General features: G+C 40.6%; 15 protein-coding genes. All 15 read right to left on the bottom strand.

Translation table 11 applies throughout. The features are described 5' to 3' along the window. Window positions 1-110 precede the first annotated feature (110 nt). Window positions 111-548 carry a hypothetical protein gene (locus D8793_RS08380; RefSeq protein WP_125371441.1) on the bottom strand — a complete coding sequence of 146 codons (438 nt, stop codon included), beginning with the start codon at window positions 546-548 and terminating at the stop codon, window positions 111-113. 216 nt (window positions 549-764) lie between these two features. Next, window positions 765-3,308, bottom strand: a complete 2,544-nt coding sequence (locus tag D8793_RS08375) for a M1 family metallopeptidase (RefSeq protein ID WP_125371440.1) — start codon at window positions 3,306-3,308, stop codon at window positions 765-767. 246 nt (window positions 3,309-3,554) lie between these two features. Then, a complete protein-coding gene (locus D8793_RS08370; RefSeq protein ID WP_125371439.1) occupies window positions 3,555-3,875 on the bottom strand; it encodes a hypothetical protein in 321 nt (106 codons plus the stop codon). 8 nt (window positions 3,876-3,883) lie between these two features. Then, window positions 3,884-4,180: a hypothetical protein gene (locus D8793_RS08365; RefSeq protein ID WP_015604891.1), complete on the bottom strand. Its 297-nt coding sequence runs from the start codon at window positions 4,178-4,180 to the stop codon at window positions 3,884-3,886. Window positions 4,181-4,190: 10 nt separating this feature from the next. After that, the gene (locus D8793_RS08360; RefSeq protein WP_125371438.1) at window positions 4,191-5,597 is read right to left on the bottom strand and encodes a hypothetical protein; all 1,407 of its coding nucleotides are present in this window, start codon (window positions 5,595-5,597) and stop codon (window positions 4,191-4,193) included. A 1-nt stretch (window position 5,598) separates the two neighbouring features. Next, entirely contained in the window at window positions 5,599-6,192 is a 594-nt protein-coding gene (locus D8793_RS08355; protein ID WP_125371437.1) for a hypothetical protein, read from the bottom strand. A gap of 159 nt (window positions 6,193-6,351) precedes the next feature. Then, on the bottom strand, window positions 6,352-6,942 hold the full coding sequence (locus D8793_RS08350) for a hypothetical protein (RefSeq protein ID WP_125383836.1): 591 nt from the start codon (window positions 6,940-6,942) through the stop codon (window positions 6,352-6,354). A 266-nt stretch (window positions 6,943-7,208) separates the two neighbouring features. Continuing rightward, a complete protein-coding gene (locus D8793_RS08340) occupies window positions 7,209-7,838 on the bottom strand; it encodes a hypothetical protein (protein WP_125371435.1) in 630 nt (209 codons plus the stop codon). 137 nt (window positions 7,839-7,975) lie between these two features. Continuing rightward, a complete protein-coding gene (locus D8793_RS08330; RefSeq protein ID WP_125371434.1) occupies window positions 7,976-8,611 on the bottom strand; it encodes a hypothetical protein in 636 nt (211 codons plus the stop codon). Between the two features lie 298 nt (window positions 8,612-8,909). Then, window positions 8,910-9,563, bottom strand: a complete 654-nt coding sequence (phoU, locus tag D8793_RS08325; protein ID WP_005591940.1) for a phosphate signaling complex protein PhoU — start codon at window positions 9,561-9,563, stop codon at window positions 8,910-8,912. An 11-nt stretch (window positions 9,564-9,574) separates the two neighbouring features. Then, a complete protein-coding gene (gene pstB, locus D8793_RS08320; protein WP_048763927.1) occupies window positions 9,575-10,333 on the bottom strand; it encodes a phosphate ABC transporter ATP-binding protein PstB in 759 nt (252 codons plus the stop codon). A 27-nt stretch (window positions 10,334-10,360) separates the two neighbouring features. After that, window positions 10,361-11,164 carry a phosphate ABC transporter ATP-binding protein PstB gene (gene pstB, locus D8793_RS08315; protein WP_125371433.1) on the bottom strand — a complete coding sequence of 268 codons (804 nt, stop codon included), beginning with the start codon at window positions 11,162-11,164 and terminating at the stop codon, window positions 10,361-10,363. 10 nt (window positions 11,165-11,174) lie between these two features. Beyond that, window positions 11,175-12,059 (bottom strand): phosphate ABC transporter permease PstA, encoded by an 885-nt coding sequence (pstA, locus tag D8793_RS08310; RefSeq protein WP_125371432.1) that lies wholly within the window; start codon window positions 12,057-12,059, stop codon window positions 11,175-11,177. Continuing rightward, window positions 12,049-12,966, bottom strand: a complete 918-nt coding sequence (gene pstC / locus D8793_RS08305) for a phosphate ABC transporter permease subunit PstC (protein ID WP_125371431.1) — start codon at window positions 12,964-12,966, stop codon at window positions 12,049-12,051. Before pstC ends, pstA begins: the two co-directional genes overlap by 11 nt. Then, the gene (locus D8793_RS08300; RefSeq protein WP_125371430.1) at window positions 12,963-13,847 is read right to left on the bottom strand and encodes a phosphate ABC transporter substrate-binding protein PstS family protein; all 885 of its coding nucleotides are present in this window, start codon (window positions 13,845-13,847) and stop codon (window positions 12,963-12,965) included. Before D8793_RS08300 ends, pstC begins: the two co-directional genes overlap by 4 nt. Window positions 13,848-13,931: the final 84 nt, after the last annotated feature.

Raw genomic sequence — 13,931 nt, 5'->3', positions numbered from 1 at the left:
CCCTTTCTAGAAAAAGCTTATGCTGCGTAGTTTAAATAGAGACATAGTAAACACTCTCATTCTATCCTCACTTATCTTTTTCTATTATATCATGACTTGTCGAAAATGCTTTAAGAATTTGTTGTTTTCGAGTTATTTTCGCTATTCTTATCATCTTTTGTTGTGCCATCAGCGTTTGATGGCTTCTTTTTTGATTGATTTCCTTCTTGGGGTCCCCCTGGCTGACCATTTCCTTGTGGTGGCTGACCTCCACCTCCAGGACCGCCTTGGCCATCTTGACCGTTTTGTCCCCCCATCTGTGGTGGCATACCATTTTCATTTCCCTGTCCCTGACCTTGAGGAGGTTGACCACCTTGACCTGGCATCCTGCCATCTTGCTTGTTTTGCTGAGTCATAGTGGCTTGCACTGAGCTCTGTTGTGGGCTTTTCTGTGCCAAGGCACCAATTCCATAGCCACCAATCGCTCCGACAGCTAAGGAGGCACTAGCTACTGCTGTCATCCACCATTTGGTACTCTTTTTAACTACAATCATTTTTTCCATATCCATTAAAGTTTTCCTCTTTCTAAATTTTGTATTTCATGGATTTTAACACTATGAAGCAATATAAATTTTGATTACACAAGTTCACATCTTTTCACGTGTTAGGGTTATTATAGGGAGTTTTGCTTAAACGGGACTGAATTTTTTCTTAAAGAAGGCTGAAACTATGGGATTCTAAACAACAAAAAAGACCAGATGTTGTAATCTGATCTTTTCATTTATCTAGACTGATGCCTTGATTGCATTTTCCACCGCTGCTTTTTCACGAGCAATCAAGTCAACACGCGCTGCGATTTCTTTGATTCCCATGCTGATATTACGGCTGATAGCCATATCGTCCAGCTGCGGCTCAAAGAAAGCCTTGTATTCTGCTAGTCTTTCTTCTGTCTTGAAAGCATTAGCTGGATAAATGACGAATTTGTCGAAGCTCATATCGCCACCCAGAGCAGCCTTAATCCAAGCCCAATTCTCACGCGCCCAAGTCCAAGCAGTGGCTTGAGTAAATTGGTGATTCAAGAGAGGGAAATACCAACTCATGGCCAAATCTTGTGGTTTCACGATATCCTTGTTCTTCAAAGATTCCAAGATACGAGCAAGTGTTTCTGCATCTTTAGTATAAGCCAAAGCAGATGCCAATTGGCGTTTGAAGCTGCCGTCAACTGTTGAAACATAATCATTCAAGTATTGGTCGGCCAATTCTTTGCTCTCATAATGCTTGATTTGGTTGATGAGAATATGCAAGCGAATAGCTGCAGGCAATTTCTCCAAGTTCTCTTGATGAGCAGCAAAAATGCGACTTGCTTCTTGACTTGCTGCTTGATCGTCAGCTGCAATCAGACTTCCTACAACAATCTGACGAACCAACTCATCCTCATCACTTTCGACTTCTTTTGCTTCAAAGCCTAGACGGTCAAAGTTGAATTTACTAAGTTTAACAACCAATTCGTTATATGCTTTCTCGCACTCGCTTCCTTCGTCCACAAATAGCTTGAGACCGTTCAGAACGGCTTTGACTCCAGAGACAACCAAATAGGAGGTTTCTTCTGTCAGTTTTTCAATAACTGGAACCAAATCAGCAAATGAAATGCTGCCTGCTTCAGCCAAGAGACGGCGCTCTTGCACTACTTGAAGCTTGCTGGTGCTATCCAAGTCTGTAATGGTATCTAGAATCTGCTCAAGCAAGACACCTTGATAGTCCGTGATATAGTGGGCTGTATTTTCAGTATTAAAGCGCAGGGCACCTTGGTTTTGAGCAGCCAAGGCAGAATAATTTGGAATTTCCAGGGTTTCTGTTTCCAGTGTATCTGGCAAACCTTTCCAGTTGCTATTTAAAGGCAAGACCCAAGTGCGTCTCTTATCTTCGTGCTCCCCGATAAAGAATTGTTTTTGAGAGAGTTTCAAGGTATCGTTTTCTACTGTAGCTGTCAAGACAGGGTATCCTGGCTGTTCCAACCAAGAATCCATAAAGGCTGCTACATCGCGACCAGAAGCAGCTCCCAAGGCATTCCACAGATCACGACCGATAGTATTTCCATACTGGTGTTTAGCAAAGTAAGCATTCAAGCCTTTAGCAAAGGCCTCATCACCCAACCAACGACGAAGCATGTGCATAAGGCGGCTTCCCTTAGCATAAACAATAGCCGGATCAAACAAAGTATTGATTTCGTCAGGGTGCTTCACTTCCACATGGACAGATTGAACTCCGTCTGTCGCATCTCGTTTAAGCGCCAGAGGAACACCTGTTGTTTGGAAATTCTCAAAGATATTCCAGCTTGGTTCAATCGCATTGACACAGACGTATTCCATCATGTTGGCAAAGCTTTCGTTGAGCCAAAGGTCATCCCACCACTTCATAGTGACCAAGTTTCCAAACCATTGGTGAGCCAACTCATGAGCAACGACAAGTGCTACATCTTGACGGCTGGATACCGTAGAATTTTCATCTACTAAGAGATAAATCTCACGGTAGGTCACCAGACCCCAGTTTTCCATAGCACCAGATGAAAAGTCCGGCAGGGCAACGTGCAGTGACTGAGGAATCGGGTATTTGACACCGTAATATTCTTCGTAAAATTCAATCGAGCGAACCGCAATGTCCAAAGCAAACTCTAAGTTGCTGGCTGGGTGAGCCTTGGTCGCATAAACACCGACCAAAGTGCCGTTTTTAGTTTTAGCAGTAATACCTTGCATATCCCCAGCAGCAAAGACCAAGAGATAGGAAGACATGCGAGGCGTTCTTTCAAACTTCCAAATGCCTGTCGCTTTCCGGTTTTCAACGTCGATTTCAGGCATATTAGACAAAGCTAGTTCGCCTTCTGCTTGGTCAAATTTCAATGCCAAATCAAAAGTCGCTTTAGCTTCTGGCTCATCCACGCTAGGAAAGGCTTCACGGGCAAAATGGCTCTCAAATTGCGTGGAAATGATCTCTTTTTTCACTCCATCCACAGTATAGTAAGATGGGTAAATCCCCGTCATATTGTCTGTAATCTTACCTGTAAAGGTCAAGGTCACTTCCACAGGGCCTGCTGATGCCAATTCAACATAAAGAGCTTCATTATCATTATCAAGAGTGAAGGGACGAGCTTGTCCAGCCACTTCTACGGCCTCAATCGTCAAATCCTTTTGGTGCAAGGAAATTTTCTCAGCTTTGGCTTCACCGGTAATGGTAACTTTCCCTGAGAAAGTCTTATCCGCACGATTTAAATCCAAAAAGAGATCATAGTGCTCTGGAACAAAAGTATCAATAAAATGTGCAACTGCTTGCATGTTTTTCTCCTCATCTAATTGAAGGGGCTGGTATAAACCAACCTCCATTCATGATTCATCTCTTACTATTCTACCATATTTAGTGACTTTATACTCATCCTAACTGACTCAAAATTAATTTTTGACTTCAAACATAAAGTAAACATTTTAAAGCCATCCTGTCATTAGCTTTTCTCCTCCTCAAAACAAAAAAAGACAAGCTTAGCCTGTCTAATAGATTCGTCCGAAGGAAAAGTGAAGCCATGATTACCTTGTTTCTTTCTTCAGTTCGTTCAATTTTTTATTGTACAAGCGATTTTCTTCTTGACAGGCTTCATTCAGTCGATCTTCGTAACGCCTTATTTTCCGCTCAAAATCTTCTCGATTTTCCTCAATTTGGTGTAATATATAAGATGAATCAGCAGGCGAACTGTGACGACAGAATGATATAACCCAATTGCTCATTTCTTCCGAAAAATTTCTAGCCTCCCGTTTCATATCGTGATAATCCCATTCCAATTCACTGGATTTTCTACGAAATGCTAGATGTTCATCATCTAATTGTGCTATCCGCTTTTTTGTATCCATAATCCCTCCTACAGAATTGGACTCATCAAATTAGGCGTTGAGACTTCATTTAAGACATTCTTGATAGATTCGGCTGCTAATCCGGAAAAAGCACCTTCCAAATCGGCAGGAACTTGAACTGATGAGAATGATTTCATTGTCTCAGCCTGATTGGTGAGCCATTCTTGCAATAGACGACTTTCTTCAAGGAGAGTGGCTCTTTTAGCTGAGATTAAGCCTCGAATAGCCAGACGTTCCTGTATTCTCAGATACTCTTTTTTGATACGTTCTGCTTCCGCTCGATCCTCTATCATTGGTTCAATCATACGCTTCCTCCTATAATTCCCCAAAAATCTGGCTACCTTTTTGGTCAATTTCCACGATTCTATCGGCTGCCTTGTTTAATTTACCTGCTATACTTGTCATTTCCTTCTGATATGAGTTGGCCGAAGAAAGAGTTGCTGCTTCTATTCCAGTATTCCAAGCTAGCTCAAAACTCAGCTCAGACAGTAAACCCTCTATCTCTCCACCAGAAAGGTTATGAGCCAGCGTATACGCTGCTGATCGTAGTTCTGTTATGTGCTGAGAGACACTTTCCTTGGCATTTGCAAGTTTATCTTTGATCGCCTGCTCATATACTTCAGCTTGTAACTGAGCCGTTTGCGCACTTGTACGAACAAGTTCCTCTCTCAAGCTAATCATCTGACTGCCTGTAGTCGTTTTCAAAGAAGCGTGCAGTTCATCAATGCGTCGTCTCTTTAAAGTGAGTAATTCTTGCTTAGAAGGTTCTGGAGCAAAGTCTCCATATTCCTTTAAATACTCACGAACATAGTATTCAGGAGTCACCTTGTCCATCTCTAAACCATAATTTGCGATTGCTACATTTACTTTGTACGTTTTTGCTTTATATTCAGCAATCTTTCGAACCTGTTTTTCTGTCATGCCAGTAGCGAATAGATTTCTTTTATAATAATAATCTACATCTAACTTGTTTCCCTTCATTACTGGAGTTCTTGGCGAATGTCCGTCTTCCCCTTCAAGAACTTCAAATCTCATAGTTTGTCCATAGGGAACATAACCACTATTCCCGTCTAAGAAAACAACATCGGATCGACTATCTCTATAGATTGTGGCGTTTTTATTGAGATAAGCTACTTGTTCTTTTGAAATACCGCCTGTATCAACAGCTTTTTTAGCCGCAAAATCCATAAAATTTGTCACTTTGATTGGACGGTTCTGTTTAAGGCCGTACTTTGAGGCTGTATAAGCTACCCCAGGCCCAGCTTGACTGTGCCCAGACATATTAGAAATAATTCCGTTATGGGATTTTATCTTTTCTTCAGTAATTTGATAAAACATATCAATATCATCTGATTGGGGAGTCAGCATTCCTGGAAATATGCCAAATGCACCACTAGCAAAGAACGCTCTTTCAGATGAATCAACAATATCTCGATTCTTTTTCCAAAAATATGGTTGATTCTCAAATTCTTTTGAATTTTCAAAGGGCATCTGAGTACCAGCAACAACTATGGTTGTTTCTTGGTAGTTTGGATTTGCTCCATCTTCGCTATCAACAGGTACAACTGCCATTGCTTGAGTTATACTATCTTGTCGATAAACGATTTGATAAAAATCAGGGTTATCATCTGTTCCGGCATTTATAACTTCTCCTTCACTATTTTTAACATTCTCCTTAAGTCCTAACTGTAATTTTCGAACTTCTTGATCAGACAAAGTCATATCATTCTTCTCCTTTGCTTAGCTTAACATTGTAAATGATTTCAGCTTCTGGGCTCCCTTTTCCATCCTTAACAACATCCTTTAACTGACCATCTTCTACTAATAATTCAATATTCAAATCAGTTCCCTTAGCCCTTGTAAGCTTTGCTTCATCTGGCAAATGTTTTTCATTTGAAACATCAATCTCATTACCTTCTGAGTCCATTAATTCTATAACATCATTTCCTGAACCATCAAAATCAAGAAATATATGAGTAACTAAACCATAGCTATTAGGTATGTATTTCTTTATTTTTGTTCCTAATGTTGCTTTATTCCCATATTTATCATAAATCGTCGGACGTACATAGGCATTTAGCATAGAACCACCATTATCCCCTGTAATATAAATCGGAGAAAATTCAATCTTCTCAATACCTTTATAGTGTTCTTTGAAATAGGTTCCATATTGTTCTTCTAAGAGTCGAAAACCTCGCTGATAGAGCTTGGTTGTTTTGGGGCTAAGATTAGGTTTTGTTAGCTTGTTATACATATAGATGCCTCCTGAAATTATAATGAATAGAATTGTTAAACCCGTAATAATCTTTTTTTTCACTAATATACCTCCTTACACCGATCTGTAAAAATGCTCACATGTTTTTCTAACAGGATATCATAGTGTCTCGCCTTTGTCATATAAAGTTTTTTATCACTTCCGCTAAAAATACTCTGTTACATCGATAAAAGTTTCATTCCTTAATGAGTTAATGTAATATCATCCTTCCTCTTTACTTAGCTTAACATTGTAAATGATTTCAGCTTCTGGGCTTCCTTTTTCATCCTTAACAACATCCTTTAACTGACTGTCTTGAACCAATAAAGAAATATTTTCATCTGTACTTCTAGCCTTCGTGAGCTTTGCTTCGTCTGGCAAATGTTTTGCATTTGAAACATCAATGTCATTACCTTCTGAGTCCATTAATTCTATAACATTATTTCCTGAACCATCAAAATCAAGAAATATATGAGTAACCAAACCATAGCTACTAGGTGTGTAGTTCTCTATTGTTGTTCCTAATGTTGCTTTATTCCCATATTTATCATAAATCGTCGGACGTACATAGGCATTTGAGAAAGTTGACCCTTCCTCAGTAATGTAGATTGGGGAAAACTCAATCTTTTCAACCCCTGAGTAATGCTCTTTTATATAAGTCCCTAGTTGCTCTTCCAGAAGTCGAAAGCCATGCTGATAGAGTTTGGCTGTTTTGGGGCTAAGATTAGGTTTTGTTAGTTTGTTGTACATATAGATGCCTCCTGAAATTATAATGAATAGAATTGTTAAAACAATAATAATCTTTTTTTTCACAAGTATACCTCCTCACATCTATATGAAAACGAATCCATTTTTTCTGTTTATAGTATATCACAACATTGTATTTCTTTCCGAGTATTTCTGTCATATTATCCATAAACAGAAACCTCCCCATTTAATCAAGGATCATTCCCATTCTGAGTAGCTCCCTCTTTTAATTTATAAGTTGTAGTCTATTTCAACATTCGGACTTCCTACATCTGATTTCTTAACGTCTTTTAGCCTTACTAAATGTTATTAATATAAACAATGTCATTCTGTCAACGCCATTCCAAATGGTCTCCTTTCCTAATTTCTGTATTGTAGACAACTTCTGCATCTGGACTGCCGATTTCACTTTTAACCACATTCTTCAATTGACTAGCTTTGACTAAAGCTTCTATATTCTCATTCATTTTTGGTTTAGTTGATAATTTGGCTTCCACAGGTAATTTTTTACTCTTGGAAATATCAATAAAATCGTCACCAACCTTTAATTCTATGATTTCTTCATCCAAGCCATTAAAATCAAGCCTAACATCCCAAAAACTACCATAATGACTGTAGGATTTCTCGCCAATTTTTTTTCCCAAGTAAGCTTTATTGCCTTGTAAATCATAAATCACAGGAACAATATTAGCTCGAAACATGCTCTGCCCATCCCCACCTTGAACAAAAATTGGTGAAAACTCTATTTTACTGACTCCTGAATAGCGCTCTTTGATATATGTTGACAACTGTTCTTCCAACAAACGAAATCCTCGTTTGTAAAGTTTTACTTCTTTATCGTCTAAAACGTCACTAACATTATACGGTGAGTTTTGATATTCAATCCATTTNGTCATACAGTATCCCCCTCCTGAAACTAAGATAATTAATACAGCTATAATTGCAAGTTGTTTTTTCTTCATTACCTGTCACCTCTATATCTACATGAAAACGGTTCAATTTTTTCTATTTTGTTTATAGTATATTACAATATTTATATTTTTGACGATTTTTTCTGTCATATTATCTATAAGAATAAATTTCCCTGTTTAATCAAGGATCATTCCCATTCTGAGTAGTTCCCTCTTCTGATTTCAATGTTATACTCTATCTTTGCTTTTGGACTACCACTTTCACTCTTCTTTACACCTTTCAACTGACCGTTCTGGATAAGCACCTCAATATTCTTATCCAATTTAGGTAGGGAAGACAATTTAGCAAATTCAGGCAAATGTTTATGATTAGACACTTCTACTGTTGTATTTTCATCAACCCTCAGGTCAATGGCTTCTTCACCAGTCGCTCCATCAAATCCTAGAAGCAAATCCCACGAATCACCATAGGCAGCATAGGTAGTGTCTCCTATTTTTTTCCCTAAATAAGTTTTATTTCCATTTGAATCAGTTATAGCTGCGATTATACTAGCACCAAACATAGTCTGTCCATCCCCACCTTGAACAAAAATTGGTGAAAACTCTATTTTACTGATTCCTGAATAGTGTTCTTTGATATAAGTTGACAACTGTTCTTCCAATAAACGAAAGCCTCGTTTGTAAAGTTTTACTTCTTTATCGTCTAAAACGTCACTAACATTATACGGTGAGTTTTGATGTTCAATCCATTTTGTCATACAGTATCCCCCTCCTGAAACTAGAACGAACAAAATTGCCAGAACGACAATAATCTTTTTTCTCATAATTATACCTCCATTGTAGTATGCTATAAAACAAGGCTTTCAGCTATCACTTTCCTACATTGTAGCATAATTTTTGGCATTATCCTCCATTTCTTTTTCAATCATTTCAACCAAAAGGGGAGTACTTAGGTCATATCGATAAATTATCTTTTTGTTTTAGACCTTTTAATCCATTGAAATCCCAATTTGCCTGTTATCTACATGAAGTCTAAATATCTATCTTTTAAATTCTTCTCATCTCACCTTTTCTCCTCCTCAAAACAAAAAAGACAAGCTTAGCCTGTCTCTTTAACATATATTATAATTCAATAATTTTACCCGTTTCAAAGTAAACGACCCATTCGCAGATGTTTTTGGCATAATCGCCGATACGTTCCAAGAAAGAAATAACCTGGAAGTAATCACGGCCTGTAACGATGGCTTCAGGATTTTTCTTGATTTCTTCTGTAGCCAGGTCACGAATGCTATCAAAATAATGGTTGATTTTTTCATCCATGGCTGCTACTTCATAGGCTTGATCTACAGAACCATTCAGGTAGAGATCAAGGGCAGCTTCAACGAAATTTTTCACATCGCGACCCATCTTTTTAATTTCGTCCTCGACAGCTGGAATACGCTGCTCACCTTTCATACGAATAGCCGCTTTTGCAATGGATACTGCATGGTCTCCCATACGCTCTAAGTCTGAAACAGCCTTGAGAACGGTTAAGACAGTACGAAGGTCTTGAGAAACAGGTTGTTGGAGGGCAATCATTTCAAATGATTTCTTTTCCAATTTCACTTCATATTCATTTACTTCTGCATCATCTTCGATGACTTCCTTTGCCAAGTCACGGTCATGCGTGACAAAAGCACGTACTGTGCGGTTGATTTGTGAGAGCACTTCTTGTCCCATTGCGTAGAACTGATTGTGCAATTTCTCCAAATCTTCTTCAAATTGAGATCGTAACATCATTCAACTCCTTATCCAAATTTTCCTGTAATATAATCTTCTGTTTCCTTGTTTTGTGGGTTGAGGAACATCTCCTTAGTATCATTAAACTCCATCAAATCGCCACCCAAGAAGAAGCCTGTTTTATCCGAAAGCCGAGAAGCCTGTTGCATGGAGCGCGTCACCAAGAGCATGGTATAGGTGTCCTTAAGTCCATAGAGAGTTTCCTCAATTTTACCCGCAGAGATTGGATCTAGCGCTGACGTTGGCTCATCCAAGAGGATAATTTTCGGACTGGTAGCCAAAACGCGTGCTACACAAATCCGCTGTTGCTGACCACCCGAGAGACCAATAGCGGAATCATGTAAACGGTCTTTCACTTCGTTCCAAATAGAAGCCCCAATCAAGGAACGCTCTACCGCTTCATCTAAAACCTGTTTATCCTTGACACCGTTGATGCGCAGTCCATAGACAACATTTTCATAAATGGTCATTGGGAAGGGATTAGGCTGCTGGAAAACCATGCCAATCTCTTTGCGCAACTCCACCGTATCTGTCCGAGGACTGTAGATATTGTGGCCGTTATAGATGACTGTGCCTGTTGTTGTTACTTCTGGATTCAAATCACCCATACGGTTGATAGCCTTGAGCAAGGTAGATTTCCCTGAACCTGATGGTCCAATCAAGGCAGTGATTTCATTAGGCATAAAGTCCAAGGAGACACTATTGAGCGCTTTCTTTTTATTATAATAAACCGACAAGTCCTTGACTTGCAAAATAGGTTCTGTCATAAATTCATTCCTTTAGTTTCTTCACCTCTAACCAAAATGACCAGAAACATAGTCATTGGTCGACTGCAGTTTGGCATTTTGGAAGATATTGGCGGTCTTGTCGTACTCAATCAAATCCCCCACATAAAAGAAGCCGGTATAGTCACTGGCTCGGGCAGCCTGCTGCATATTGTGCGTCACGATGATGATCGTATAGTCCTTCTTGAGCTCAAACATGGTTTCTTCTAGCTGCATGGTCGCAATCGGATCCAGCGCAGAAGCCGGCTCGTCCATAAGCAAGATATCTGGCTTGACCGAAATAGCTCGGGCAATACAGAGCCTTTGCTGCTGGCCGCCTGACAAGGTCAAGGCTGATTTATGGAGATCATCCTTGACTTGGTCCCAAAGCGCAGCTTGCTTGAGCGAAGTTTCAACAAGCTCATCCAAAATCTTTTTATCTTTTACACCAGCACGTTCATGGGCAAAGGTAATGTTGCGATAAATAGACTTGGCAAATGGATTGGGCCGTTGGAAGACCATGCCGATGTGCTTACGCATTTCGTAAACGTTGATATCAGACCGATTGACGTCTATTCCTTGGTAAAGAATTTGCCCTGTTACCTTGGCAATATCAATCGTGTCATTCATACGGTTGAGACTGCGGAGATAGGTCGATTTCCCTGAGCCAGACGGACCAATCAGAGCTGTGATTTTATTCTTTTCAAACTGCATATCAATGCCCTTGATGGATTCTTTTTTACCGTAGTAAACATGCAAATCCTTGGTCGAAAGGGCTACCTTTTCTTCAGGAAAAGTAATGATATGTTTTTCATTCCAATTATATTCTGTCATTGCTTCTCCTTTATGCAGAGGTTAATTTCTTGTGCAAGTAGGAACCGAGTTTGCGGGCTCCAAAGTTGAAAATCAAGATGAAAATCAGAAGCACCGCTGCTGATCCTGCTGACACCACAGTGCCATCAGGAATGGTTCCTTCACTATTGACCTTCCAGATATGGACGGCCAGTGTCTCCGCCTGCCGGAAAATCGAAATCGGACTGGTAATGCTGAAAATGTTCCAGTTAGACCAATCCAGAGCCGGCGCAGATTGCCCCGCAGTATAGATCAAGGCAGCTGCTTCACCGAAAATCCGACCAGAAGCAAGGACAATCCCTGTCACAATCCCTGGCAGAGCCTCTGGAATGACCACATGAAGCACTGTTTCCCAGCGGGAAATTCCGAGAGCCAGTCCTGCTTCACGCTGTGTATGGTGAACGTGTTTTAAACTGTCCTCAACATTGCGAGTCATCTGAGGCAGATTGAAGACAGTCAGCGCCAAGGCACCAGAGATGATAGAAAAGCCATATTCAAACTGGACAACAAAGATCAAATAGCCAAAGAGTCCGACTACCACGGATGGCAGCGAGGACAGGATTTCAATACAGGTACGGACAAAGTTTGTTACTGGTCCTTTCTTAGCATACTCTGACAGATAAACACCAGCCCCCATAGAGAGAGGAACAGAGATAATCAGAGTAATCACCAGCAGAAAGAAGGAATTGTAGAGCTGAATTCCAATACCGCCGCCAGCTTGGTAAGAAGAAGATTTTCCAGTCAGGAAAGACCAAGAGATATGCGGCAAGCCTCTTACCAGAATATAAAGAATCAGAGAGGCAAGGATAGCAACAATGATACCAGCTATCGTGTAGAGGATACCATTCGCCAATTTATCTAATTTCTTAGCGTGCATAGTTTTTCTTACCTCTTTCTTTTGTAATCAGTTTAATGACACTGTTAAAGGCTAGGCTCATCATCAAGAGCACCAAAGCCAGAGACCAGAGAACGTTATTATCCACTGTTCCCATAACGGTATTTCCGATACCCATGGTTAAGACAGAGGTCAGTGTAGCTGCTGGCGTTGTCAGAGAGGTTGGGACTACTGCAGAGTTACCAACGACCATCTGGATAGCCAAGGCTTCACCGAAGGCACGCGCCATTCCAAAGACTACTGCTGTGAAGATACCTGAGCGAGCAGCCTTAAGTGTTACCCGCCAAATAGTTTGCCAGCGCGTAGCTCCCATAGCCAGACTTGCTTCACGGTAGTGACGCGGCACAGCACGCAGACTGTCCGTCGTCATAAAGGTAACGGTCGGCAAAATCATGACAAAAAGTACGAAAATACCAGACAAAATCCCAAATCCGGTACCACCAAAAACAGTCCGAACAAAGGGAACAACAACCTGCAAGCCGATAAATCCGTACACAACAGACGGAATCCCGACCAAGAGCTCGATCGCAGGCTGAAGAATCTTAGCTCCTTTAGGCGATACTTCAGTCATAAAGACGGCTGCTCCAATAGCAAAGGGAGTTGCAATCAATGCTGACAGAATGGTAACGATAAAGGAACCCAAAATCATCGGAAGAGCACCGAATTCCTTACCTGACGGATTCCAAGTGGAGCCAAACAAGAATTCAAATACATTAACTCCGTTGACAAAGAAGGTCGACAGCCCTTTTTGTGCTACGAAGATTAAAATCATGGCTACAATCAGGACGATTAAAGCCAGGCAGGCAAAGGTGATATATTTACCAAATTTTTCCAGACGAGAGTTTTTCGAAGGGGATAGTAATTTTTTTGCTAATTCTTCATTTCTCATTTGCTATCTCCTTTTAAGCTCGTAACATTTCCATCAGCATCCTTGCTGACCTGCATTTCTTTGATGGAAATATAGCCCATTCCTGAGACAATCCCATCCTGAACTTCGTCTGACAGCATGTAGTCCAAAAACTCTGCTGCAAGACCAGTCGGCTTGCCCAATGTATACATATGCTCATAAGACCAGAGTGGCCAAGCATTGGTCGCAACATTCTTAGCTGTAGGCTCGTAGCCATTGAGCTTCAAAGTCTTGACAGAATCATCCACATAAGCAAAGGCCAGATAAGAGATGGCTCCCGGTGTTTGAGAAACAATGGACTTAACCATCCCATTTGAATCCTGCTCCTGACTTTGAACGGCTGATTTACCATTCATGATGACACTGTCAAAAGTAGCTCGGGAACCAGAGCTTGCCGCACGGTTGATGATGGAAATCTCTAGATTTTTCCCGCCCAGCTGCTTCCAGTTGGTCACTTCACCAGTAAAAATCTTCTGCAGCTGCTCCGCTGTTAAATTATCGACGGATACTTCTTTATTGACAATCACGGCAATTCCAGCGACTGCTACCTTGTGGTCAACAAGGGCTGAAGCGTCAATCCCTTCTTTTTCCTCAGCAAACACATCTGAGTTGCCAATTTCGACCGCACCAGACTGAACCTGAGACAAGCCAGTACCAGATCCGCCCCCTTGAACATTGACCGTTTTTCCAATATTGGCTGAACCAAACTCATCCGCTGCTGCTTCAACGAGCGGCTGAAAGGCTGTCGAACCAACGGCAGTCATGGACTCGCCTCGGTCAATCCAGCTGGAGCAGGCTGATAGGCTGACTGCAACTAGAACTAGAACCGCTGACAAAATCAGCTTATATTTTTTCTTCACCATTTTTTTCCTCGAAATCTTGAGAATAATAGTGGAATGTCTATTTGAAAGAAACTGAAAATCCCACTATATCCACTATAACATAGA

The organism is Streptococcus cristatus, from assembly GCF_003943465.1.
GTDB classification, from domain to species: Bacteria; Bacillota; Bacilli; order Lactobacillales; family Streptococcaceae; genus Streptococcus; species Streptococcus cristatus_C.
Note: the sequence above shows the minus strand (reverse complement) of the source record. Positions and strands in the feature narration are given on the sequence as shown.